12 protein-coding genes and 1 pseudogene are annotated in these 25,057 nt (G+C 65.9%); 3 read left to right on the forward strand and 10 right to left on the reverse strand.

Features of this window, described 5'->3' with window-relative positions; translation table 11 throughout:
• Positions 1–135: 135 nt before the first annotated feature.
• From scpB to E4O92_RS08985, 6 genes and pseudogenes are all read right to left on the reverse strand, one after another.
• Complete coding sequence (gene scpB / locus E4O92_RS08960) at positions 136–897, reverse strand: SMC-Scp complex subunit ScpB (RefSeq protein ID WP_135189431.1); 762 nt, start codon at positions 895–897, stop codon at positions 136–138.
• Positions 898–1,345: 448 nt separating this feature from the next.
• A pseudogene (gene glk, locus E4O92_RS08965) lies at positions 1,346–2,289 on the reverse strand (glucokinase); the annotation flags it as partial.
• 168 nt (positions 2,290–2,457) lie between these two features.
• Positions 2,458–3,408 (reverse strand): DedA family protein/thiosulfate sulfurtransferase GlpE, encoded by a 951-nt coding sequence (locus E4O92_RS08970; RefSeq protein ID WP_135189432.1) that lies wholly within the window; start codon positions 3,406–3,408, stop codon positions 2,458–2,460.
• Between the two features lie 183 nt (positions 3,409–3,591).
• Positions 3,592–5,280 (reverse strand): ABC transporter ATP-binding protein, encoded by a 1,689-nt coding sequence (locus tag E4O92_RS08975; RefSeq protein WP_135189433.1) that lies wholly within the window; start codon positions 5,278–5,280, stop codon positions 3,592–3,594.
• Positions 5,281–5,289: 9 nt separating this feature from the next.
• Positions 5,290–6,315: an ABC transporter permease gene (locus tag E4O92_RS08980; RefSeq protein ID WP_135189434.1), complete on the reverse strand. Its 1,026-nt coding sequence runs from the start codon at positions 6,313–6,315 to the stop codon at positions 5,290–5,292.
• A gap of 10 nt (positions 6,316–6,325) precedes the next feature.
• A complete protein-coding gene (locus tag E4O92_RS08985) occupies positions 6,326–7,264 on the reverse strand; it encodes an ABC transporter permease (protein WP_135189435.1) in 939 nt (312 codons plus the stop codon).
• A gap of 484 nt (positions 7,265–7,748) precedes the next feature.
• On the opposite strand from E4O92_RS08985, the gene E4O92_RS08990 reads away from it, so the two are divergent.
• Positions 7,749–10,535: a TonB-dependent receptor gene (locus E4O92_RS08990; RefSeq protein ID WP_135189436.1), complete on the forward strand. Its 2,787-nt coding sequence runs from the start codon at positions 7,749–7,751 to the stop codon at positions 10,533–10,535.
• Between the two features lie 203 nt (positions 10,536–10,738).
• Here the strand turns inward: E4O92_RS08990 and aroG are convergent, their stop codons facing one another.
• The 4 genes from aroG to E4O92_RS09010 all read right to left on the reverse strand — a co-directional run bounded on the left by aroG (position 10,739) and on the right by E4O92_RS09010 (position 18,728).
• Positions 10,739–11,800 (reverse strand): 3-deoxy-7-phosphoheptulonate synthase AroG, encoded by a 1,062-nt coding sequence (aroG, locus tag E4O92_RS08995; RefSeq protein ID WP_135189437.1) that lies wholly within the window; start codon positions 11,798–11,800, stop codon positions 10,739–10,741.
• Between the two features lie 365 nt (positions 11,801–12,165).
• Positions 12,166–13,626 carry a metalloprotease TldD gene (gene tldD / locus E4O92_RS09000; protein WP_135189438.1) on the reverse strand — a complete coding sequence of 487 codons (1,461 nt, stop codon included), beginning with the start codon at positions 13,624–13,626 and terminating at the stop codon, positions 12,166–12,168.
• A 128-nt stretch (positions 13,627–13,754) separates the two neighbouring features.
• Positions 13,755–14,552, reverse strand: a complete 798-nt coding sequence (locus E4O92_RS09005; protein ID WP_135189439.1) for a carbon-nitrogen hydrolase family protein — start codon at positions 14,550–14,552, stop codon at positions 13,755–13,757.
• Positions 14,553–14,555: 3 nt separating this feature from the next.
• Positions 14,556–18,728 carry a YhdP family protein gene (locus tag E4O92_RS09010; protein WP_135189440.1) on the reverse strand — a complete coding sequence of 1,391 codons (4,173 nt, stop codon included), beginning with the start codon at positions 18,726–18,728 and terminating at the stop codon, positions 14,556–14,558.
• Between the two features lie 171 nt (positions 18,729–18,899).
• Here E4O92_RS09010 and glnE point away from each other — a divergent pair, with 171 nt between their 5' ends.
• A complete protein-coding gene (gene glnE, locus E4O92_RS09015; RefSeq protein WP_135189441.1) occupies positions 18,900–21,632 on the forward strand; it encodes a bifunctional [glutamate--ammonia ligase]-adenylyl-L-tyrosine phosphorylase/[glutamate--ammonia-ligase] adenylyltransferase in 2,733 nt (910 codons plus the stop codon).
• 414 nt (positions 21,633–22,046) lie between these two features.
• On the forward strand, positions 22,047–24,926 hold the full coding sequence (locus E4O92_RS09020) for a TonB-dependent receptor domain-containing protein (RefSeq protein WP_135189442.1): 2,880 nt from the start codon (positions 22,047–22,049) through the stop codon (positions 24,924–24,926).
• Positions 24,927–25,057: the final 131 nt, after the last annotated feature.

A 25,057-nucleotide genomic window follows, 5' to 3' on the forward strand; every position in this document is an offset into this window, starting at 1 on the left:
GCCTGCTTGCGCGGCGCGCGCTTGGGCTTGGCCTCGGCCGGTGCGGCATCGCCCCCGGCCACTGCCGCCCGGGTGCGCCGCTTCGGCTTGGCCGCGGCTTCCTGTCCCGCTGCGTCGAGCGGGCTGGTCTCGATATTATCTGTTGGATTCATCATTCGTTTCTTGGTTTTGCGGACCGGGCGCGATGCCAGGCGCCATGGCAGCGGCCGGGTCCCCTCGCGCAGGGTCGTGAATCGGAACTTCAACTGGTGAAGTCTCGGTAGTGTCATCAAGGCCCGCCACGCCGGCCGCCTTGTCAAAGTTTTCCTGCAACGCCGCTTCCAGCGCTTCGATGCTGCGGGCATCGCGCCCGTCCGCCAGGTCCTCTAGCTGCGGCAACTGGGCCAGCGTGGCCAGCCCCAGGTCGTCGAGGAACTGCCGGGTGGTGCCGAGCAGCGCCGGGCGCCCCGGCACTTCACGGTGGCCGACCACATCGATCCAGCCGCGGTCTTCCAGCATCTTGATCGTCTGCGAATTGACCGCGACCCCGCGGATTTCCTCGATGTCGGCACGGGTGACCGGCTGGCGGTAGGCGATGATCGCCAGCGTCTCCAAGGTCGCACGCGAATATTTCGGCGGCTTTTCGGGTGTCAGCCGGTCCAGGTAAGGCTTCATCTCGGGCCGGCTCTGGAAACGCCAGCCGGACGCCAGGCTCACGATCCCGATGCCGCGCCCATCCCAGTCCTGGCGCAGTTCTTCCAGCAAAATCTTGATGGTATCGGTGCCCACTCCAGGGCCGACCTGGCGCCCATTGGCGTCGACCTCGACGAACAGTTTTTTCATGCCGTGGATCGACATCGGCTCACGGGCGCATAGCAAAGCGGTCTCGAGGACCCTCTTGGCCTCATCAGTATTCATAACGATGTCGTCTGGCTCGAGTGCAAAGAAAATATCAAACAAAAACGGTTCAACGAGTGCCAATGGCCGGTGCGACCCGGGGGCGTCAGGACTGCTGCACGTTGAAACTGGAATCCGTGGCCCGTGCCTGCATGGGCCGGGCGGAACGTTTTGGTGGCGGGAGCCAGTCCCGTCCACGGGGCTGCCCGCGTGCCAAGCGGGCTCCAAGCCGTTGATTTTCAAGCGAAACGCGAGCTCTCTGTGCTCCTGCGCAACCTGGGACGGGTGCGCACGATGCGAGCATCGACATCGTTTCTTCCAACTTAGCGGTCATTGTAACCGATAAAACACGCAAAAGGACAAGCTACAAGCGTGCGCACCCCGGTTTGCATCAGTCGGACAGTTTTTCCGACAAAATGGCGGACAAGCCCAGGAACGCCGGATACTCGGCGGTGATCACGTAGGTCGGCACCTGCGCGAGGTAGGCTTTGAGGCGCCCCTTGTGTTCGAAGCGGCTGCGAAATGATGAGCGCACGAAACGTTCGCCCAGGCGCGGCACGATGCCGCCGCCGATATAAATACCCCCTCGGCGCCCAGCGTGACCGCGAGGTTGCCCGCCAGCGTGCCCAGCATGCCGCAAAACACTTCCAGCACCTGGTCGCACAGCGCGCATTCGCCCGCCAGCGCGCGGCGCGAAATTTCGGGAGCGGCGAGCGGTTCGGCCGGCACGCCGGCGTGGTGCGCCAGCGCACGGTAGATCAGCTCCACGCCGGCGCCGGAGAGAAAGCGCTCGGCCGACACGTGCTCATATTCGCGCCACGCAAATTGCAGGACCGCCACTTCAAGCTCGTTAGCGGGCGAGAACGTCGCGTGCCCGCCTTCGCTGCGCAGCGCGGCCCAGCCGGCGCCCAGCGGGATCAGGCCGGACACCCCCAGCCCGGTGCCGGCGCCCACCAGCCCCAGCGCCGCATGCGCGCTCGGCGCGCCGCCGCCGACTTGCAGCCTGTCGCCACTCGCAAGAATCGGCAAGGCACGCGCCAGGGCGGAGAAATCGTTCACCACCAGCAACGTGTCGAAGCCGCACTCGAGGCGCATCGCTTCGATCGAAAACGCCCAATGGTGGTTGGTCATGCGTACGAAATCGCCGACCACCGGGTTGGCGATCGCGATCGCGGCGTACCGGATGGCACCGGCGCGCGCCACCTTTGGTCTCGCAAGATAGGCGCGCAGCGCGTGGGCCAGGGTCCGGTAGGCTTCGCACGCCAGCACCTCGATCAGCTCGATCCTGCCAGGCCCGATCTCCAGCGCAAAGCGCGCATTGGTGCCGCCGATGTCGGCGAGCAGGCGCGGCCCGCCGGTAAAACCGGGGGCGCCAGACGGCTGGAGTGGCGGATGAGCGGGCGTGACGGTCATGGAACTGCGAAATAACGGTCGCGTCCCAAGCTTAAGGATTCATTAGCGTTGACGCAAGTATTTTGTAGTTTAGGTACATCCAGCACACGGCAATTATGCGCGAGTTTTCACCCTTGGGCGAACGGGCAAAGTAGTCAAGTTACGGAGGTGGCAAAGAGAGAGCCACCCTCAGGTGGCGTGATGGTGCTCCAATTCGCCCGGCGCGGGGTGGTGGTGCGCGTTCCAGGCATCAAGCCCACCCTGCAGCGGACGGGCGCGCAAAAATCCTTTGGCGACGAATTCCTTGGCCACCTGGGCCGCCGTGACGTCGTTCGGGCAGCTGCAATACACCACGATGTGGCGTTCCTTGTCGAGATCCGCCATCAGACGCGCCGGTTCGTGCTCTTGATACAGCAGCGCGCCGGGAATGCCGCTTTCCAGCCGCTGCGCCGTGGCGCTGCGTGCATCGACGATCAGCGGGTCGTGGCCGCCGTCGATCAGGGCCTTGAGCTCGTCCATGCTGATGCGCGGCACGCCGAGCGCCTTGAGAAAGCGGCGCCGCTCGATGTATTTGAACAGCACGAACAGGGCCAGCAGCGTCAACGACGCCAACAGCGCCGTGCCGCCCATGGTTTCCATGCTTTCGAATATCTGGTCGACGCTGTTGTGGAACCACAGCCCCAGCCCGATGCCGGTGCCGCTCCACAACAGGCTGCCAGCCAGCGACAGCCAGATGAACACCGGGGTGGTGGTGCCCATGGCGCCGGCGAGCGGCGGCGCGACCGTGCTAAAGCCCGGGACGAACTTGGCCACGACCAGCGACTTGGCGCCAAAACGGCTGAAGTGGTTCTCGGTCTGGCTGACGCAGGAGTCCGGCGACAGCGAAATCTGGCACAGGCGACGCAGGATGCGCTTGCCGTAAAAGCGGCCGGCGCGGAACCAGAAATAATCGGAAATGAAACAGGCAAGCACTGCGCTCGCCAGACACACAGGCCAGCTCAGGCTGCCCTCGAAGGCAAGCGCGCCCGCCGCGATCAGGATCGGGAACGCAGGCACCGGCAAGCCGATCTGTTCCAGCAGCACGCTGGCGAACACGATCAGTACGCCATAATTTTGGATCAGGTGCGTGAACTGGGTCATGCCACTATGGTAGCCGAAAACCGGCGGATGAGTTCTCCCCCGCCACGACTCTCTCGTCGTCCCCGCGTAGGCGGGGATCCATGCTGAGTTCGCGCAGCCGCGGCTTTCGATGAAGTTGAGCGAACATGCCAGCGGGTTATGGGTCCCCGCCTTCGCGGGGACGACGTGTTTGGGCAGCAGGTCCTATGCCCCGCGCGGGATCGCCGCCAGCAGCGACCTGGTGTAGGGATGCTGCGGATTGCGATACAACTCGTCCGAATCGGCCATCTCGACCACGCTGCCGTGATGCATCACCATCACCTGATCCGAAATGTAACGAACCACCGACAAGTCGTGCGAGATGAAGATGTAGCTCATCCCGAACTCGTCCTGCAGGTCCTGCAGCAGGTTCAGCACCTGGGCCTGCACCGACACGTCCAGCGCCGACACCGATTCGTCGCAGACCAGAATCTCCGGCTTCATCGTCAGGCAGCGCGCGATCGCGATGCGCTGCCGCTGGCCGCCCGAGAACTCGTGCGGATAGCGGTAGAACGCCTGCTCCGGCAGCCCGACCCGCTTGAGCAGGTGGTGCGCGGTCGCGATGCGCTCGGCATCGCTCGCGCCGATCCGGTGGATACGCATCGGCTCGAGCAGGATCTGCCCGACCGTGAAGCGCGGGTTGAGCGAGGCATACGGGTTCTGGAAGATGATCTGGATGCGCCGCTTGTACGGCTGGTACTCGCGGTCGGACATCGCCACCAGGTCGCGGCCGCCGAACAACGCGCTGCCGCCGCTGGCGCGGTGCAGCCGCAGCAAGGTCAATCCGACCGTGGTCTTGCCCGAGCCCGATTCGCCGACCACGCCCAGGGTCTTGCCGCGCGCGAGCGAGAACGACACGTCCTTGACCGCCTTGAACTCGCGCTTGCCGAACAGCCCCTCGCGCAGCCAGAAGCTCTTGGCCAGGTTCTTCACCACCAGCACCGGCTCGTCATTCGCGCCCACGCCGCGCGCGCGCTGCGGCAGCTCGATACCTTCCCTGGCCCTGCCGCTCAGGTAATCGTCGATCACCGGCAGGCGCACCGGCCGCTCGTCGAGTCTGGGGCGGCAGTGCAGCAGCGCCCGCGTGTAAGCGTCGACCGGCGCGTCAAACACCTGGCGCGCCGCGCCCTCCTCGCGCACCACGCCGTGGCGCATCACGATCACGCGGTCGGCGATCTCGCCCACAAGCCCCAGGTCGTGGGTGATGAACAGCACCGACATCTGGCGCTTCTTTTGCAGGCGGGCGATCAGCTCCATGATCTGCTTCTGGATCGTGACGTCCAGCGCCGTGGTCGGCTCGTCCGCGATCAGAAGCCTGGGCTCGCACGCAATCGCCATCGCGATCATCACGCGCTGCTGCTGGCCGCCCGACATCTGGCCCGGGTAGGCGTCGATCTTCGTGGCCGGATCGGGAATGCCAACTTCTTCCAGCAGCTCGAGCGTGCGCGCGCGCGCCTGGCGCTTGCTCATCCCCATGTGCAGGCGCAGCACCTCGCCGATCTGGAAGCCCACGGTGAACACCGGGTTCAGCGACGACATCGGCTCCTGGAAGATCATCGCGATGTCCTTGCCGCAGATGTGCCGCCGCTCCCCAACCGGCAGCGCCAGCAGCTCGCGTCCCTCGAAGCTGACCGACGAACCGTCATGGATGATGGTGGTATCAATCGGCAGCAGGCCCATCACGGCGAGCGAGCTGACGGACTTGCCGCTGCCCGACTCGCCGACCAGCGCCACGGTGGCATTCTTCGGCAGGTCGAACGAGATGCCCTTGACGGCCTCGAATGTGTTCTTTTTATCGACGCGAAACGAGATGCGCAGGTTGCGCACTTCGAGCAGGTTTGGGGATTCAGTCATGCCCGGGCCTTATTTCAATTTGGGGTCGAGCGCGTCGCGCAGCGCATCGGCGAACAGCGAGAACGCGGTCACCAGCAGCGCCATCGCGCTGGCGGCGGCCGCCAGCTGCCACCACTTGCCGAGGATGAGTTCATTTTGCGCCTCGTTGAGCATGCTGCCCCACGAGACCACGCCGACCGGCACCCCGAAGCCGAGGAACGAGAGGATCACCTCGGCCTTGATGAAGCCCACCACCAGGATCGACATCTGCACCAGCGCCACGTGCGAGACGTTGGGGAAGATGTGCGAGAACATCCGGCGCCACGAGGAAGCGCCGATCGCGTCGGCCGCCATCACGTATTCGCGCGCCTTGTGCTTGATGTATTCGGCGCGCATCAGGCGGTACGGTCCGGTCCAGCCAGTCAGGCCCAGGATCAGCACGATCGTCATGACGCCCTTATGCTGCAGCACCGCCGCCACGGTCAGGATCATCAGGATCGACGGGATCGAAGTGAAGATGCTGTAGAACCAATTGAACAGGTCGTCGACCAGCCCGCCGTAGTAGCCCGACACCGCACCGAACAAGGTGCCCAGCGCGACCGCCACGAACGCCGCGACCAGCCCGACCACGATCGAGGTCTCGCCACCCTTGATGGTCTTCTTGATGATGTCGTGGCCCCATTTGTCGGCACCGAATGGCAGCGTGGCCAGCTTTTGGGATTTAGCCTTGGAGGGATGCTGCGCCAGCTCGCTTTTGACCGCCGCGATGTCCGCGGCCAGCGGATCGAAGGCGTTCTCCGGCACCGCGCGCACGGGCTGGTTCTGCAGCGCCAGCGCGGCCGGATCGGGCCCCACGAAGGCCGGCGGCGCGTAGTTGAGCGCGACTTCGTCCTCCCAGTCGGCGGCAATGAGGCCAGTCGCGGACAGCGCCAGCATCACGAGGAACAGCCCGACCACCGCGAGCGAGGCCATGGCGACGCGGTCGGCACGCAGGCGCCGCCAGGCGAGCGTCCACAGGCCGGCCGAGACTGGCGGCGAAGTTACTGCCTGGTTCATATGGTCCTTCTCACTTCAATTGCACGCGCGGGTCGACCGCCTGGTACATCAGGTCGGCCAGCAGGTTGAACACCATGGTCGCGGCGGCGACGTAGACGGTAATGGCCTTGATGACCGGGAAATCGCTGCGCTCGACCGCGAGGATCACTTCGCGCCCGATGCCGGGAATGCCGAAGAAGCGCTCGAGCAGGAACGCGCCGATCAACAGCGCCGGCAGGTTGGACATGACGTAGGTGATGATCGGGATCGAGGCGTTGCGCAGCACGTGGACCCAGACGATGCGGCGTTCCGGCAGGCCCTTGGCGCGCGCGGTGCGCACGTAGTCCTGGCCCACCTCGTCGAGCACGAAGCTGCGAAACAGCCGCAGCGTGGGCGCGACCGACACCGCCAGGCCGATCAGGATGGGCAGAATCGCGTAGCGCAGCAGGTTCTGCAGCCAGTTCTCGCCCCAGCCCTGCACCGGGAACAGCCCGAGCTTGTAGGCCAGCCAGTACTGGAACACGATGATGTAGACCAGGATCGAGATCGACATGCCGACCGTGCAGGCGACCATGACGGCGCGGTCGGTGAGCGAGCCGCGCACGAACGCAATCGTGAGCGCGGCGGCGATGCCCAGCACGGTTTCGAGCACGGTGAGCGGCACCAGCACCGTCAGCGACGGCCCCAGGCGGGTGGCGATGATGTGCGAGACCGGCTCGCCGGTGCTCCAGGCGTTGCCGAAGTCGAAGGTCGCGATCTGCTTGACGAAGATCCACAGCTGCACGTAGTACGGCTCGTCCATGCCCAGCTGCTTGCGGATGTTGGCGATGGCTTCGGCATTGGCCATTTTCCCGGCCAGCAGGTAGGCCGGGTCGCCGCCGACCCAGTTAAACAGCACGAACACCAGCACGACGACGCCGGCCATGGTCGGCAGCATCTGCCATAGCCGCCGCAGGATATATGCAAACATGAACACTCTCGATGGTGGGTAAGCGGCCGCGCCCGCTGTCGCCCAAGGAAAGGCGTAACGATAGCGCATATTGCCCACCGTTGGCAGTCCAGATTTTCCGCGATGCAGCAATTGCCGCGCCGTATAGCCATCGACATCCGACAACGCCCTCGCCCTCTGCCGGGCTTATTGCCGCCGGCCAGCATTCTGGCGCCGCACCATTGCCCAGCGCGCCGATGGCTTGGCTCAGCGCGCCTCCCCGGCTTTCCCTCAGCCAGTGTTGTTTTCTTGTTCGTCGGTGAGTGTTCGTATTGACATCTTCTTGTGTGGAATGTTCTGATGAAGCCGCTTTGGAAAATAATTAAACTAAATTTTGTACCAAAGATAGATTAACTATTGGTAATGAAATCCATATGTAGTATTGGCGTTCTGCAATTTGCCTAAAAGCAATTACATGCGTTTTCTCACCAAAAGTTTAAATGACGGAAACAATCTTGGAGTAGATATGCATAAGAAAACAGCCATAGCACAAGCAGTCTCGTTTGCCCTTGCCGTTGCAGCCATGGGTTCGGCCCCGGCCTGGGCACAGGACGCATCGAGCGAGAATGTGGCACGCGTGGAGATCACGGGTTCGAGCATCAAGCGCGCCAGCGCCGAGACGGCATCGCCGGTCCAGGTGATCAGCAGCGCCGACCTGGCCAAGTCCGGCAAGGGCACCGTGGCCGAATACCTGCAAACCCTGACCGCCGACGGCGCCGGCTCGCTGCCGACCGGCTTTGGCAACGGCTTTGCCGCCGGCTCGACCGCGATTTCGCTGCGCGGCCTGGGCGCGACGTCGACCCTGGTGCTGCTCAACGGCCGCCGCATGGCGCCGTTCGGCCGCGCCGATGATGGCCAGAAGACTTTCACCGACCTGTCGACCGTGCCGATGGAAGCGGTCGAGCGCATCGAGATCCTGAAGGACGGCGCCTCGTCCATCTACGGCGCCGACGCGATCGCGGGCGTGGTCAACATCATCCTGAAGAAGGACTTCACCGGCACCGTGGTCAAGGTGCAAGGCGGCGAATCGAAATACCGCGACGCCGAAATGGGCAAGGGCTCTGTCACCTGGGGCAAGGGCAACCTGGAATCGGACGGCTACAACGTGCTGGTCAATGCCGAGATATATGGCAACCACGAGCTGATGAACAAGGACCGCGCCGGCCGCAACTGGATCGGCCACGGCGACATCCGTCCGTGGGGCTATGGCGCCAACGGCCAGTTTGCCGCCGGCTACATCACGCCGGGCGCCTCCAGCGCCACGCCGACTGGCGCGCTGCGCGATCCGAAGACCGGCAATTTCGTCTCGCTGCCGGGCTGCTCGCAATTCTCGGTGACCACCGCCCAGGACCCGGCCGGCGGCTGCCTGTGGTACGCCGACCAGTTCCGCTCGATGCAGCCCCAGATCGACGGCTTTAACCTGTACAGCCGCTTCACCAAGAACCTGGAAAACGGCATGCAGCTGTACGCCGAAGCCGGCTACAGCAAGCGCAACACCAATTTCACCCTGACCCCGGCCTCGATCAGCCCGACCATCGCGTTCCCGCCGAACGCCAAGTACCCGACCGGCGTGATCAACTACGGCTCCGGTACCGGCACCGCGATCATGATGTCGGCCAAGCACCCGCAGAATCCGTACGGCACCGACGTGCGCGTGCGCTACTCGATGTTCGACGTCGGCCCCTCGACCCGCTACGCGGACAACGAGTTCAACCGCTTCGTGGTCGGCCTGAAAGGCTCGGCCATGGGCTGGGACTACGACACCGCCCTGCTGCACTCGCAGTCCAAGCTGGACCTGAGATGGACCAACATGATCAACATGCCGGTGCTGGTAGCGGCCCTGTCCGATCCGAGCAGCAAGTACTTCCCGTACTACATCGGCACCCAGTCCAACAAAAACCCGGCTTCGCTGTACGCGGCGATGGTGACCGATGCGACCTCGCACTCGACCACCCAGCTCGACATCGTCGACTTCAAGGCCTCGCGCGAGCTGATGCAACTGCCGGGCGGCGCGCTGGGCGTGGCGGTCGGCGCCGAGCACCGCCGCGAAAAGCTGGACAATCCGTCGCTGTCCGGCTCCCAGGACGGCACCATCAACTCGTCCTACGTGGCGGCCAAGGGCGACACCAACATCTCGGCGGTATTCGTCGAACTGGCGGCGCCGGTGCTGCCCACGGTCGAACTGTCGGCCGCGGCGCGCTACGACAAGTACAAGAACTTTTCGTCGACCACGCCGAAGGTCGGCGCCAAGTGGACGCCACTGAAGACCTTCGCGCTGCGCGGCACCTACTCGCAAGGCTTCCGCGCGCCGGGGCCGGCTGAAACGGGCACGGAAAGCCAGAGCACCGGCAGCTCGTCGGTGCGTGATCCGATCCGCTGCCCGGACGGCAAACCGGCCGCCGGCGGCGCCACCACCACCGACTGCAGCCTGCAAATCGGCGCGGTCAAGGTCGGCAACCCGAACCTGTCGCCGGAGAAGTCGAAGGGCTACACCCTGGGCCTGGTTTGGGATCCGCTGGCCGACACCAGCCTGGCGCTCGATGGCTGGAAGATCAAGCGCGAGAACGAGATCAACCCGCTGCCGTACGCCGAGGCTGCGGCGCTGCCGACCGCGATCCGCGCCGACAACAACCTGGTTGTCAATGGCGTGGTGATCCCGAACACCGGCACCCTGCTGCTGTCGAAGGCGCCGTACCGCAACTCGAGCTATACCGAAATCAAGGGCGTGGACCTGGACATCAAGCAGCGCATTCGCCTGGGCGACTACGGCCGCGCCACGGTCAGCATGAACTGGACCCACATCGCCTCATGGAAGCGCGCCGAATCGGCCACCACGGTGTACCAGTATGCCGGCACGCACGGCAACTGCGATACCTCGAACTGCGCCGGCACGCCGAAGGACAAGATCAGCCTGGTCGCTTCGTGGGACAAGAATGACTGGAACGTGACCGCGACCGCGAACTACCGCGCCGACATGAAGAACATCTACTTCGAAGGCGACAAGTGCGCGTCGGTGTTCGCAGACGGTTCGCCGGCCCCGGCCGGCTGCCACCTGGCCTCGTTCACCACGGTCGACCTGTCGGCCCGCTACAACCTGACCAAGCAGCTGCAACTGTTCGGCTCGATCACGAACCTGTTCGACAAGGTTGCCCCGCTCGACCCGCTGACCTACGGCGGCATGAGCTACAACCCGATGGATGCGAGCGGCGCAATCGGCCGCTACTTCAAGGCGGGCGCGCGTTACCAGTTCTAATCTGGTTTAGCGCATGAGACAGAGGGCGGTGAGCAATCACCGCCCTTTTTTCTTGGCGCTGTCACCGTTAGCCGCGCGGTGCGTACATGGCCGTAGGGTGCGCACCCGTGCGCACGCGGTGCAAAGCGTGCCCAAAGATGGCGTTGCCGCGAGCCAGCATACGCCGCGTGCGCACAGGTGCGCACCCTACGGTTCCCTTTTATTTACACGTCTTCCTTGAGCCTGCGCTGGCGCACCGCTTGCGCCAGCCCTTCCAGCACCTGCACGCTGCTGTCCCAGTCGATGCAGCCGTCGGTCACCGACTGGCCGTAGGTCAGCTCCTTGCCCGGCACCAGGTCCTGGCGCCCGCCGACCAGGTTCGACTCGACCATCACGCCCACGATGCGGTCGTCGCCGCCGGCGATCTGGCGCGCGATGTCGGCGCACACCGGCACCTGGTTTTCCGGGTTCTTGCTGCTGTTGGCGTGCGAGGCGTCGATCATCAGGCGCGCCGCCAAACCATTGGCAGCGAGCTGTTTGCACGCGTCTTCCACGCTGGCCGCGTCGTAGTTCGGCGTCTTGCCGCCGCGCAGGATGATGTGGCAATCCTCGTTGCCGGCGGTGGACACGATCGCCGAATGGCCGCCCTTGGTCACCGACAGGAAATGGTGCGGCTGCGAGGCGGCCTTGATGGCGTCGGCCGCGATCTTGATGTTGCCATCGGTGCCGTTCTTGAATCCGACCGGGCACGACAGGCCGGAAGCAAGCTCGCGGTGCACCTGCGACTCGGTGGTACGCGCGCCGATCGCGCCCCAGCTGACCAGGTCGGCAATGTACTGCGGGCTGATCACGTCGAGGAACTCGGTACCGGCCGGCAAGCCGAGTTCGTTAATGTCGCGCAGCAGTTCGCGCGCCATGCGCAGCCCGTCGTTGATGCGGAAACTGTTGTCCATGTACGGGTCGTTGATCAGGCCCTTCCAGCCGACCGTGGTACGCGGCTTTTCGAAATACACCCGCATCACGATCTCGAGCTCGCTGGCAAAGCGCGTGCGCTGTTCGACCAGCTTCTTCGCATACTCCATCGCCGCCTTCGGGTCATGGATCGAGCACGGGCCGATCACCACCATCACCCGGTCATCCTGGCCGTGCAAAATGCGGTGCAGCGCGATGCGCGCCTGCGCGGCGGTCTCTTCGGCGGCCGGGGTCACCGGGAACTCGCGGATCAGGTGCGAGGGCGGCGTGAGTTCCTTCAGTTCGCGGATGCGTAAGTCGTCGGTGCGAGGCATGCTGTTCTCCGTTTGTCATGTGCGGGAAATAAAAAAACCGCCATCGCTGGCGGTTTTTGGAATTTTGCTTCGGAACTGCGTCTTGCTGGTGCGTGAACCTGTCGCTACTCCACCGCCGGTTGGCTGGAATGGCAAAAGTAAAAAAACCAGGTAAAAAAGGCTGCGTGACGCATGGTCGCTCCGAATGGGTCGATCGACTATAGCAACAATGCCGGAACGTTGGCAAGCGGTTTTTCCGTCGCCCGCCCCCGTCTGTCGTAGGGTGCGCACCAGTGCGCACGCGGTACCTGTGCATACACGAGCCAACGGCATTCAAACGTACAGCGTGCGCACAGGTGCGCACCCTACGCCGTAACTGCAACGGCTTACGCCGTCCCGCCCACCGTCACGTCCTCGATGCGCAGGGTCGGCTGGCCGACGCCCACCGGCACGCTCTGCCCTTCCTTGCCGCAGACGCCCACGCCCGAGTCCAGCCGCATGTCGTTGCCGATCATCGATACGCGGTTCATCACGTCCGGGCCGTTGCCGATCAGGGTCGCGCCCTTGACCGGGTAGGTCACCTTGCCGTTCTCGATCATGTAGGCCTCGCTGGCCGAGAACACGAACTTGCCGTTGGTGATATCGACCTGGCCGCCGCCGAAATTCACCGCGTACAGGCCGTTCTTGACCGAGGCGATGATCTCCTGCGGGTCCTTGTCGCCGGCCAGCATGTAGGTGTTGGTCATGCGCGGCATCGGCAGGTGCGCGAACGATTCGCGCCGTGCGTTGCCGGTGATCGGCATCTTCATCAGGCGCGCGTTCAGCGTGTCCTGGATGTAGCCCTTCAGGATGCCGTCCTCGATCAGCGTCGTGCACTGGGTCGGGTTGCCTTCGTCATCCATGTTCAGCGAACCGCGGCGGTCCTGCAGGGTGCCGTCGTCGACCACCGTCACGCCCTTGGCCGCGACGCGCTCGCCGATGCGGCCCGAGTACATCGACGAGCCCTTGCGGTTGAAGTCGCCCTCCAGGCCGTGGCCGACCGCCTCGTGCAGCAGCACGCCGGGCCAGCCCGGACCGAGCACCAGCGTCATCGGACCGGCCGGCGCCGGGCGCGCCTCCAGGTTGACGCAGGCGGACTTGACCGCCTCGCTCGCGTACTGTTCCAGGATCTCGTCAGTGAAATAGGCGTAGTCGAAGCGGCCGCCGCCGCCCGACGAGCCCATCTCGCGCCGGCCGTCCTGCTCGGCGATCACGGTCACCGACACCCGCACCAGCGGGCGGATGTCCGCCGCCAGCACGCCGTCGCTGCGCACCACCAGCACCACGTCGTACTCGCCGGCCAGGCCAGCCATCACCTGCACCACGCGCGGGTCCTTGGCGCGCGCCAGCTTTTCGACACGCTCGAGCAGGCGCACCTTGGCCGCCGCGTCCAGCGAGGCCAGCGGGTCGTGCGGCAGGTACAGCGAACGGCCGCCCGTCGGGCGCGCGCTGGTGGCCACCTTGATCTTGCCGGTGCCCACGCGCGCGATCGTGCGGGTGGCCGCGGCCGCGTCCAGCAGCGCGCGTTCCGAGATGTCGTCGGAGTAGGCAAAAGCGGTCCGCTCGCCCGACACCGCGCGCACGCCCACGCCCTGGTCGATCGAGAAGCTGCCGGTCTTGACGATGCCCTCTTCCAGGCTCCAGCCCTCGCTCTTGGTGAACTGGAAGTACAGGTCGGCGTAGTCGACCTTGTGCGTGAACATGGTGCCCAGCGTGGTCAGGAGCTTGCCTTCGTCCAGGCCGAACGGCGTGAGCAGCACGTCGCGCGCGATCGCCATTGAGGAAAGGTTCGGTTCGAATGGGGTCATTTTGCGTCAGGTCTTTCTGATATCGATGGGGCATTGTGCCATATTCGCATCGATCGCACCGCAGGCTGTGTACAGCCGAGGTATGCAGGAGGCGTAGGGTGCGCACCTGTGCGCACCCTACGGCGCGGTTACAGCTTGCGGTGCTTGAGCGCCGGCAGGCTCTCGCGAACCGAGGCCAGGTAGGCCGGGTCAAGCTCGCCGGCTATCACGCCTTCGCCCTCGGCCAGCACAGACTTGACCTGCCCCCACGGATCGATCAGCATGCTGTGCCCAAACGTGCGGCGCCCGTTCTGGTGGGTGCCGCCCTGCGCCGCCGCCAGCACATAGCACTGGTTTTCGATCGCGCGTGCGCGCAGCAGCACTTCCCAGTGCGCCATCCCGGTGGTGTAGGTGAAGGCGGCCGGCACCACGATCAGCGCGCATTCGCCCATCGCCCGGTACAGTTCCGGGAAGCGCAGGTCGTAGCACACCGACAGGCCGACCCGCCCGAACGGCGCCTCGAAGCTGCCGACCGCGTCCCCAGGCACGATGGTGCGCGCTTCGTCGTACGATTCGTCGCCCTTGTTAAAGCCGAACAGGTGGATCTTGTCGTAGTGCGCCACCTGCCGGCCTTGCGGGTCGTACACGAGGGTCGCGTTGAGCACGCGCCCGGCATCGCTTGAGGCCAGCGGCAGCGTGCCGCCGACCAGCCAGATGCCGTGCTCGCGCGCCAACTCTGCCATGAACTCCTGCAGCGGGCCCGCGCCCGGCTGTTCGGCATGCGCGACCTTGTCGGCATCAACCATGCCCATGATCGGCCAGTATTCCGGCAACGCCACCAGCCGCGCGCCGCGCCCGGCCGCTTCACCGACCAGCCGGCGCGCGGTCGCGATGTTTTCAGGTACGTTCGGTGTCGACACCATCTGCACTGCTGCAACCAGGGTCATCAATCACTCCTTCTGGGGTTGGACGGCGGCCGCGCGCTCCTGCGCCTGCCGGTGGTCGAGTTTGGTGATGGTCGGCGACTTCCACGGCCCCGTGACCTGCATTTCGTAGGTGAGCGCCTTCATCACCGGCGCGCGCAGGAACAGCTGGGCCAGGAAGCTGCCCAGCCCAATCACCGGGTTCACCGCCAGGCCGTACACGAGCGGGCCGGTGCCCAGGTTAAATTCGGGGATCACGACCACGTGCAGGTTGGTCGACTCGTGCGCGATGTCGGCGGTGCCGTCCATCAGTACCGTGGCCGCCACGCCGCGCATCTTCAGGTTGTCGGTCTTGGCCACGCCGCGGCTGATGCTGGCGTTGGCGGTGATCGCGTCGAACGCCAGCCCTTCCGAGAACACGTCGTGGAAGTCGAGCTTGAGCATGCGCGGCAGCATCTGCAGGCTCAGCACGCCCAGGAGCTTGGCCGCGCCCGGGTCTTGCTTGAGGAACTGGCCGTCCTCCACGTTCATCTGGATCTGGCCCGACAGGCTGGGAATGTCGAGCGAGTACGGCAGGCCGTTCCACGAAATGTCGCCCGCCAGATGGCCTTTCCCGTGGCGCAGCGTCTCCGGGAAGCCGAGCCGGTCCAGCAGGCGTCCGCCATCCTTGATGTCGAGATTGAAGTGCATGCCGGTATTGCTCTTGCCATCCTTGGTCACCCAGCGGCCGGAAGCGTTCAGCGCGCCGTCCGGGGTGGTGAGCGCCAGCCGGTCGATGCGCCATTCGCGCCCGGCCTGCACCGGCACCTGCGCGTTGCTGGCCGCCAGTTCGAGGCGCCCCAGCTTCTTGTTGAACAGCTCGAAACGCTCGGCCACGATGTCCAGCGCCGGGATGGTGGTCGAGCTGCGGTTCGATTCAAGCAGGTCCTTCACTTCGGCGGCCTCGGACTCGGGAATGAACAGGGTCGCCAGGCGCGCCGTCACCTTGCCCAGGCCCTGGCCGCTCGGCCCCTCGTCCCAGGTCACGTAGCCCGAGGCCTGGCGCGAGTTGATGCTGGCCTGCCAGGTGTCCTTCTGGTGCGAGGCGCCCACCACCACGTCGACCAGCTTGCGCTCGCTGACGATCAGCTCGGAGGCGCGCGCCGCCATCACGTTCGGCACGAAGTACTGCGCCAGGTCCGGGCCGCTGGCCGTGCCCTCGACGCGCGGCGCCGGCTCGTTCTTGCCCGCGATGTCGGCCGCCGCCGCCAGCCACTGGTCGACGTTGAGCGACTTCATGTTCACGTTGATCATCATGCCGCTGTCCGGCTCCGGCGCCGGCACGTTCACGCCCACGCCGCCGCGCTGCACCACCCACGGGCCGCTGCCATGCTTTTCGCGCAGGTAGCGCGCCGCCACCGCCTGCCCCAGCCCCACCCGGATGTCCTGGCGCGCCAGCCCCGATTCGTCGCCAGGTGCGCCGGTGAGCACGAAGCGCAGCGGCAGCGCGTCCGGCTGCGCCTTGTTCAGCGGCGCCGGCAGTTCGAGGCCCAGCCCGGCCAGGTTCGAGTCGAGCGATACCGTCAGCTGGTGGTCCTTGACCATGACCGTGCCGCCGTAGCGGGTGCTGCCGGACATGTGTTTGCCCAGGCGCTGCAGCGCCGGCTCGGGCGCGGTGCGGCGTATGCCATCGGCGGACAGCACCCCGGCCAGCCGCACCACGATCGAGTGGTCGCGCTGGGTGCCGCCCGACAGCGCCAGCGGCGCGCCCAGGAAGCTGCCGGACACGCCATTCAGAAGCACGCCGTGCTCGGTGAATTCGATGCGCCCGCCCGCCGCCTGCACCGGCGGCAGGTCCGGATACAGCTGCACGTCATTGCCCTGCAGTTGCAGTACGCCCTGCACCTTGGCGTCGTGCATGTGCGCCAGCGGCAGGCGCAGCTTCAGGCCCAGCCGCGCATTGCCGTTGGTGCGGGCCTCCTCGGTGAAGCCGCCGATCCACTCGTGCACAGGGCTCTGAGCGACATAGCGCAAATAGTCCTGCAGCGCGCCGGCGGCGCTGCCGTCGATCTCGAGCATCTGCTCGTGCGCCGTCAGGTCCGGGATCACCGCCTTCACGTTCGACAGGCCAATGCCCATGGTGCGCAGGGTATCGCCGCGGATTTCCATGCGCGCGCGGTCGAACACGATGCTGCCGTTGATCTGCTCGGCCAGCGGCCACAGCGGGCTCTTGCCGTCCGCCGCCTTGTGCGCCGGCGAGTATTCGAGCACGCCGCCGGCGATGCGCCCGGCGACCCGGAATTCGCCCGCCGCGCGCTCGGCCGGATGGTCGGCCCGGAACGGGAAGTGCGCCAGGTCGCCGCGCAGCCGCAGCGTGGCACTGCGCAGGGTGCCGCCCTGCAGCGCGCCGGTCAGCCACTCGTGCAGGTGCTCCGGTGTGGCCTGCGGCAGGAAGCGCCCCACCTCGTTGATCTGCAAGCCGTCGATCGTGCCGGTGAAGTCGGCCACTCCGGGTCCGTGGCCCGCGGCCAGCGGCAGCGTGTGGCGCCCGGACAGCGAACCGTGCAGAGCGCCCTGCGCAAAAGCGAACTTGTCGACCTCCAGCTGCAGCTGGTCCTGTGGCGCGTAGTGCCAGCGCGCCTGCAGCGCAAAGCGGTCGAACGGCACTGTCGGCTCGGCGAACCAGGCCGGCATGGACAGCGCCAGACGGTTCGAATCGATCACGATGCTGCCGCCCTTCTCGGTCGCGTCGATGGAGCCGGACAGGTTGGCAAAGCCCGGCAGCGCGGGCCGTGCCGGCAGCGCGGGCAGGCCGTTCGCCGCCGGCAGCCCGGGATGGGCGGGCTGCGCCTCGATCGACAGGTCCGCGACCTTGCCCTTGATCCGATATGCCCCGATGTCCGGATAGTGGCCCTGCCACTGCGCGGAAAAGTCGAGCAGCTGGCCGCGCGGCGCGTAGTCGGCCAGCATCGCGCGCTGCAGCGGCGTCATGGGCAGCTGCGCCGCCAGTTCGGCCAGCGCCGCCAGGTCGACCTGGCGCGCCTCGATGCTGATCGATTCAGGCGTCTTGCCGGCCGCCGGGCGCCAGGTTTCCGACAGCGTGGCCGGCGGCAGCTGCACCCCTTCGCGGGTGGTGATCGAGAAATCGGAGAGGCTGAACGTGTGGCCATGCGCGCCGAAAGTCGGCTTGCCGCCGCCCGAACCCGGCACCAGTTCCTCGCGCGCCGACAGGCGCCCGGACACGCGCGCCAGCTCCAGTGGCGGCAGTTCGTGCGCCAGGCGCGCCCAGACCCCGGTCAACCCGACGTCGGCGGTGAACCCGGCCAGGCGGGCCTGGTCGAGCGCGAGCCAGGCCCGCACCGAACCCGAACCGCGCTCGAGCAGGAACGGATAATCGAAGTAGCGCTTCCACGCCGCCAGGTCGGCATCGCGCAGGTCGACGTACAGCTCGCCGCGCCACAGGCTGGCGTCGGACGCGTGCGCGCCGAACGGATGGGTGAACCGCGCCCGCACGTCGAGCGGCTGGGACAGCTCGGCCGGCGGCGTGGCCTTGAGCGCGAAGCGGTGGGTGTTCCAGCGGTTCTGCAGCGCCATGGTCAGGTTCTGCAGGGCCAGGGGCGGCGCGCCGCGCGACTCGTCGGTCCAGTGCAGCGTGCCCTCGCGGATCACGATCTCGCGCTGGCGGAACAGCCAGTCGGCGCCGCCGGGACCGCCCTTGTTCTCGCCCATGTGCACGCCGGCCACGAACAACTGGCCGGCCGCGTCGCGCCGCACGTCCAGCTCCGGCCGGTTGATCTCCAGCGACTCGAAGCGCGGCTCGCCGGCGAACACGCTGACCCACGACAGCGTGGCCGACACCGACGGCAAGGCCAGCAGCAGCCGGCCCTGGCGGTCGTGCAGCGCCAGGTCGCCCAGGAACAGGTTCGGATGCAATCCGTGCCACGAGGCATAGATGCGGGAAATGGTGACCCGGTTGCCCAGGCTGTGGCTGGCGGCGCGCTCGATGTCGCCCTTGTACATGTCAATGTTGGGCAGCACGGCGTAGCGCAGCACGAGGAACAGCAGCGCCAGCACGAAGTACACCAGCAACGCCGCCTTGAGCGCAAAGCCCAACAGGTGGTGCGACGCCAGGTTGGCGTAGCGGTAAACCGCACGCACCCGGCGCCAACGCTGGGCGAGCGCCAATGGCTCGCCGGCTGCCTGCGGTTCCTGGTTATGCATCAAGGTGCTAATAAAAGGCTCGCCGTGTTAATGAGTACTTGAATAAGAGAGCGCTTGCAACAGTCGCGGCGTCTACCTTACCATCATGCTGACCCCGGGCAGCATGGCGGGCAATTCTACCGCATCGCACGCTTGCCGTAACACATTGTTTTTAATGAGGATGGGACCCGCATGACCCAAGCTTCCCCGGCGTGCGCGTCGCGCTTCTACCAACGCTGGCTTGCTGCCGACCCCGGGCGAGCCGCACGCGTGGCCGAGCTGGCCCAATTATCGCTGGCTTGCCTCGATTTCGGCGCAGGATTGGCGCCCGACCTTGCGGCCGGCCTGCCGCTGCCGCGCGCGATGCGGCGCCTGCGTAACCTGCTGGTCGCGGCCATCATCGAGCGCGACCTTAGCGGCCGGGCCCATCTTGACGAGGTGGTCACGGCCATCACCCGCTTTGCCGACTTTGCCATCGCGCGCCACGTGGAGGCGCTCTCGGCCGAGCTGGTCGCCCTGCACGGCATGCCCATCGGGCAAGAGAGCGGCCGGCCGCAGCAGCTGATCGTGCTGGCCATGGGCAAGCAGGGCGGCGGCGAACTGAACGTTTCGTCCGACATCGACCTGATCTTCATCTACCCCGAGGACGGCGACACCGCGGCCGGACCCGGCCAGCGCCAGTTGTCCAACCATGAATTCTTCACGCGCCTGGGACGCAAGCTGATCGGCGCGCTGTCCGAAGTGACCGAGGACGGCATCACGTTCCGGGTCGACATGGCGCTGCGTCCGAACGGCAATTCCGGGCCGCTGGCCGCCAGCCTGGGCATGCTCGAGGAATACCTGATCGTCCAGGGCCGCGAGTGGGAGCGCTATGCCTGGGTCAAGGCGCGCGCCGTCACCGGCGACCCGCAGGACATCGCGGCGCTGGAGAACATCGTGCGCCCGTTCTGTTTCCGCCGCTACCTCGACTTCGGCGTGATCGATGCGATCCGCACCATGCACGCCCAGATCCGCGCCGAGGTCAGCCGCCAGGAACGCCTGCACCCGGAGCGCAGCAACAACGTCAAGCTGGGCCGTGGCGGGATTCGCGAGATCGAGTTCCTGACCCAGGTGTTCCAGCTGATCCGCGGCGGGCGCGACCCGGCGCTGCGCGAACGCTCGACGCGCAAGACGCTGCGCCTCCTGGCCGAGCGCGAGCTGATGCCGGCCGCGACGGTCGAGGGCCTGCTCGAGGCCTACACCTTCCTGCGCAACCTCGAACACCGGCTGCAATACCTGGACGACGCCCAGACCCACAGCCTGCCCGCAGGCGAGCTTGAGCGCGCCATCATCGCGCACATGATGGGCCTGCCCGATGTGGCCACGCTGATGGACCGGCTGGAAGCCACGCGCAGCTATGTCGCCCAGCAGTTCGATGCGATGTTCGCCGACAAGAGCGCGCCCGCCGAGGCCGAGCCGCTGGACCCGGGCCTGGCGCTGGCGTCGGACCCGGACAAGAGCGAAGCGATCGAGCTGCGGCTGGCCGCGCTCGGCTTCGACGACCCGGCTGCCGCGAGCCGGCGCCTGGTCGCCACCTGGGGCTCGAGCCGCCTGCAGGCGCTGCCGGAAGCGAGCCGCACGCGCCTGTCGGCGCTGGTCAACGCCGCCCTGCCCCAGATCGCCAACACGGTGCGCGAGGCGGGCCTGGGCAGCCACGCCGCCACGCTCGGGCGCCTGCTCGACTTTTTCGAAGCGATCGCGCGCCGCTCGGCCTACCTGGCGCTGCTGGCCGAATATCCGCACACCCTGGAGCGCGTGATCCGGATGTTCAACGCCAGCGGCTGGGCCGCGACCTTCCTCACCCAGCACCCGATCCTGCTTGACGAGCTGCTGGACGACCGCGGCAGCGCGATCGACGACCTGGGGCAGCTGGCCGCCAGCCTGGACGCCCAGCTGATTGAAGCCGGCGGCGACACCGAACGCCAGCTCGACATTTTGCGCGAGACCCACCACGCCCAACTGTTCCGGCTGCTGGCGCTGGACCTGGCCGGCGAGCTGTCGGTCGAGCACCTGGCCGACCACCTGTCGGCGCTGGCCGACGTGATCGTGGCCGCGGTCATCAAGTACGCCTGGCGCACGATCGCCACCCGCCACCGCGAGGTGCCGCGCTTTGCCGTGGTCGCGTACGGCAAGCTGGGCGGCAAGGAACTGGGCTATGTCTCCGACCTCGATGTCATTTTCCTCTTCGACGACGAGGACGAGGCGGCGCCGGCCAACTACGCCAAGCTGGCCCAGCGCTTCATCACCTGGATGACCACCCACACCCCGGCCGGCATCCTGTTCGACATCGACACCGCGCTGCGCCCGGACGGCGCGTCCGGCATGCTGGTCTCGTCGCTGACCGCGTTCGAGCGCTACCAGCACCAGTCGGCCTGGGTATGGGAGCACCAGGCGCTCACGCGCGCGCGCTTTTGCGCAGGCGACGCCGGCATCGGTGTGCGCTTTGAAGCGATCCGCGAGAGCGTGCTGCGCCAGGACCGCAGCGCCCGCGAGGCCGAACTCAAGGATGAAGTGCTCAAGATGCGCAAGCGCATGCACGACGCCCACCCGAACCGCAGCGGCCTGTTCGACCTCAAGCAGGATCCGGGCGGAATGATCGACGTCGAATTCATCGTCCAGTACCTGGTGTTGCGTCACGCCTGCCGCTACCCGCAGCTCACGGCCAATGCCGGCAACATCGCCCTGCTGCACCGTTGCGGCGAGCTGGGCCTGGTCGACGCCGCGCTGGCAAACGCGGCCGCCGACGCCTACCGCCACTACCGCCGGCTGCAACACCAAGTCCGCCTGCAGGGACAGGAAAACGCGCGGGTCGAGCGCGCCCTCGTCGGCGCCGCCGACGCCGCTGTCGTTAGCCTCTGGAAACAAAGTTTCGGGCAAGCTGCCTGACCCCCGGTTTTTCGTCACTTTCTCACCGAGCTGGACTGGGTCGAGGCCGCGCTGGCAAAGCGCGGCCGCCGAGGCCGACCGCCCCGCCGGTTGCCGCACCGGGTCCGCCTGCAGGGGCCGGGGTCGGCCCCTGCAGGCGCCGCGCTGTAGTTGCTCTTCCAAACATTGTTACCTGCCTGAACCCCGCTCTTCGTACGTTTCCCACCAAAAGTGTTGTTTTCCGTTCAGCAATACTGATATCTGTTGCAACGCATATTGACATAGGTACATACCGGATGATGTGATAGTTGTGCACCTTGAAATATTGCTCACCAAGAAATCACTTGCTGAACCTGACTCTCGGGCAAAAAAGCTGTTTGTTTTATGAAACTGCCGGACCCACCGGCAACACAATAAATGTGGAGAAAACATTACATGCAACAACGTACCAAGATCACTATCGCCGTTGCCGTGGCGCTGCACTCGATGGGCGCACTGGCCCAGGAACAATCGTCCAGCCTGCAACGTGTCGAAATCACCGGCTCGCGCATCCGTCAGGTCGACGTGGAGACCTCGACGCCGGTCACGGTGATGACCCAGGAACAGATCCAGAAAACGGGCTTGGTCACCGTCGGCGACATCGTCAACAGCCTGAGCTCGACCGGCTCCCCGTCTTTCGCCCGCGGCAACGCCCTGACCTCCAACCGTGAGCAGGGCGGCCAGTTCCCGAGCCTGCGCGGCCTGGGCGGCCACCGCCTGCTGGTGCTGGTCAACGGCAAGCGCTGGACCCAGACCGTGTCCGGCTACACCGACATGTCGACCATCCCGTCGTCGCTGATCGACCGCGTGGAAATCTCGAGCGACGGCGGCTCGTCGATCTACGGTTCCGATGCCATCGCCGGCGTGGTCAACATCATCCTGAAAAAGTCGATGGAAGGCGGCCAGGCCAGCGCCTACGTCGGCCAGAACGAGCTGGGCGACGGCAAGAACAAAGACTATTCGCTGTCCTACGGCACCGGCAATGACAAGGCCAACCTGATGTTCGCCCTGTCGCACACCGCGCAAGGCGCGGTGTGGGCCAAGGACCGCGAGATCACCCGCTACGGCTCGGGCCGCGTCGACCGCCTGTCCAGCAATCTGGGCGCCGGACCGTGGGGCCGCATCACCGCCGTCGACTCCAAAGGCGCCTCCACCGCCGGCACGGTCGGCAACAAGTACCTGAACCACACCGGGGGCTATGACGGCTCGGGCACCGGCGCGGACTCGCGTAACCCGGCCAACTACCACACCTACAACGATGCGGTAGACGAGGACAAGTACAACTCGAGCCTGCAGATGCACTACCTGTCGCCCAGCCGGATGACCTCGATCTTCGTCAAGGGCTCGGTCGAACTGCCGCAGAGCATGCGCCTGACCACCACCGCCATGTACGCCGACCGCTTCTCGTCGCGCGTGATCGCCGGCTATCCGCTCAATTCGCTCACCCAGAGCAAGTACCCGGTCTACATCGACAAGGACAACTACTACAACCCGTACGGCAACCAGGTCGCCGGCGCCGGCAAGGGTCAGGATCTGTTCTTCTACCGCCGCACCATCGAAGTGCCGCGCGGGACCGATAACACCAACCGCACCCTGCATATCGACGCCACCCTCGAAGGCGAGCTGAACGTTGGCAGCAAGACCTGGAACTGGGACATCGGCTACAACCACAGCGCGATCGCTGGCGACACGATCTCGACCGGTAACTTGAACCTGATCAACCTGAAGCGGGCGCTCGGCCCGTCGTTCAAGAACGCCAGCGGCGTGGTCCAGTGCGGCACCCCGGCCAACCCGATCCCGCTGGCCGAGTGCGTGCCCTGGGACATCCTCGGCGGCCCGTCGGCCGCCACACCGGCCGCCCTGAACTACTCGATGGCTGAAACCGTGTTGACCTACGGCAGCAATATCAACAGCGCCACCGCCAACATCACCGGCGAAGTGTACGACCTGCCGGCCGGCGCAATCGGCGTGGCGACCGGCCTCGAGTACCGTACCGCCAACGGTTACGACCGTCCGGACATGATGCAGCGCAACGGCTTTTCGACCGACCTGGGCGGCATGCCGACCACCGGCTCCTACAACGTGAAGGAAGCCTACGTTGAAGTGAACGTTCCGCTGCTCAAGGGCATGACCATGGCTGAGCTGCTGAGCATCAACGTGGCGTCACGCTACTCCGACTACAGCAACTTCGGCAGCACCACCAACAGCAAGGCCAGCTTCATGTGGAAGCCGATCAAGGACCTGCTGGTGCGCGGCACCTACGCCCAGGGCTTCCGTGCGCCGACCCTGAACGACACCTTCGGTGGCGGCTCGCAGTCGTACGACTCGTTCCTCGACCCGTGCGACAGCGCGGTCGGCAACGCGTCCAGGGAGCCGGAAGTGGCAGCGCGCTGCGCCGCCCTCGGCGTGCCGGCCGGCTACCGCCAGCGCAACCAGGCAGGCAGCCCCGTGACCGCGTCCACCCAGAACCCGTACCCGTCGAACTCTGGCGCAGGCAACGCGGACATCCGGCCGGAAACCTCCGAGACCCGCACCGTCGGCCTGGTCTACAGCCCGTCGTGGGTAAACGGCCTGTCGCTGTCGCTCGACTGGTGGGACATCTTGATCAAAAACCGGATTGCGGGCGTCAGCGCGAGCCAGACCCTGACCTTCTGCTACGTCGACAACGTACCGACGTACTGCAACAAGGTGCGTCGTGATTCGAGCGGCGCGATCGTCGAACTGAACCGCGGCAACACCAACCTGGGCGCCATGCACACCCGCGGCATCGACTTCGGGCTCAAGTACCGCTTCCCGCGCACCCAGTTCGGTCAGTTTGGCCTGCGTTCGGATACGACCTATGTCAATTCGTGGCAGACGAAGAGCACCAACACGGCGGATTATGTGGAGTACGTTGGCGAAAGTGGCTACTCGCGCTTCAAGAACAACTCCGCCCTTGACTGGAGCCTGGGCAACTGGAGCGCCAACCTGGGTATGCGCTTCTACAGCCGCATCGACGACAAGTGCCCGTTCAAAAATCCGGTGGTCGACTGCAACATGCCGGACCAGCGCTACAGCGGTGGCCTCGGTGTGAACCAGCTGCCGAGCAACTACTACTTCGACCTGTCGGTGGCGTACAAATTCCCATGGAATGCACGCCTGATGGTGGGCGCGAACAACGTGTTCGACAAGAAGCCGTTCCTGGTGTACACAGCCGGCACGTCCTCGTCGTCGGCCGTGGACTCCGAGCGTCCGATCGACCGCTTCATCTGGATGCGCTACAACCAGTCGTTCTGATTCCCGGCGGGCCACCCGGCCCGCTTGGCACACCGAATGCCCGCCGGCTCGCCGGCGGGCATTTTTTTTAGGCTGTTAATCGTAACGTGAATCAACCGCATGTCGAAGGCGTGACTATGCCTCGCCGAAAC

The organism is Massilia horti, assembly GCF_004614195.1.
Lineage (GTDB): Bacteria > Pseudomonadota > Gammaproteobacteria > Burkholderiales > Burkholderiaceae_D > Telluria > Telluria horti.

What these genes read in the sequence shown, in the direction of transcription:
- scpB (WP_135189431.1), bottom strand. Translation starts at nt 897, where the DNA reads ATGAATACTGATGAGGCCAAGAGGGTCCTCGAGACCGCTTTGCTATGC.
- E4O92_RS08970 (WP_135189432.1), bottom strand. Translation starts at nt 3,408, where the DNA reads ATGACCCAGTTCACGCACCTGATCCAAAATTATGGCGTACTGATCGTG.
- E4O92_RS08975 (WP_135189433.1), bottom strand. Translation starts at nt 5,280, where the DNA reads ATGACTGAATCCCCAAACCTGCTCGAAGTGCGCAACCTGCGCATCTCG.
- E4O92_RS08980 (WP_135189434.1), bottom strand. Translation starts at nt 6,315, where the DNA reads ATGAACCAGGCAGTAACTTCGCCGCCAGTCTCGGCCGGCCTGTGGACG.
- E4O92_RS08985 (WP_135189435.1), bottom strand. Translation starts at nt 7,264, where the DNA reads ATGTTTGCATATATCCTGCGGCGGCTATGGCAGATGCTGCCGACCATG.
- E4O92_RS08990 (WP_135189436.1), top strand. Translation starts at nt 7,749, where the DNA reads ATGCATAAGAAAACAGCCATAGCACAAGCAGTCTCGTTTGCCCTTGCC.
- aroG (WP_135189437.1), bottom strand. Translation starts at nt 11,800, where the DNA reads ATGCCTCGCACCGACGACTTACGCATCCGCGAACTGAAGGAACTCACG.
- tldD (WP_135189438.1), bottom strand. Translation starts at nt 13,626, where the DNA reads ATGACCCCATTCGAACCGAACCTTTCCTCAATGGCGATCGCGCGCGAC.
- E4O92_RS09005 (WP_135189439.1), bottom strand. Translation starts at nt 14,552, where the DNA reads ATGACCCTGGTTGCAGCAGTGCAGATGGTGTCGACACCGAACGTACCT.
- E4O92_RS09010 (WP_135189440.1), bottom strand. Translation starts at nt 18,728, where the DNA reads ATGCATAACCAGGAACCGCAGGCAGCCGGCGAGCCATTGGCGCTCGCC.
- glnE (WP_135189441.1), top strand. Translation starts at nt 18,900, where the DNA reads ATGACCCAAGCTTCCCCGGCGTGCGCGTCGCGCTTCTACCAACGCTGG.
- E4O92_RS09020 (WP_135189442.1), top strand. Translation starts at nt 22,047, where the DNA reads ATGCAACAACGTACCAAGATCACTATCGCCGTTGCCGTGGCGCTGCAC.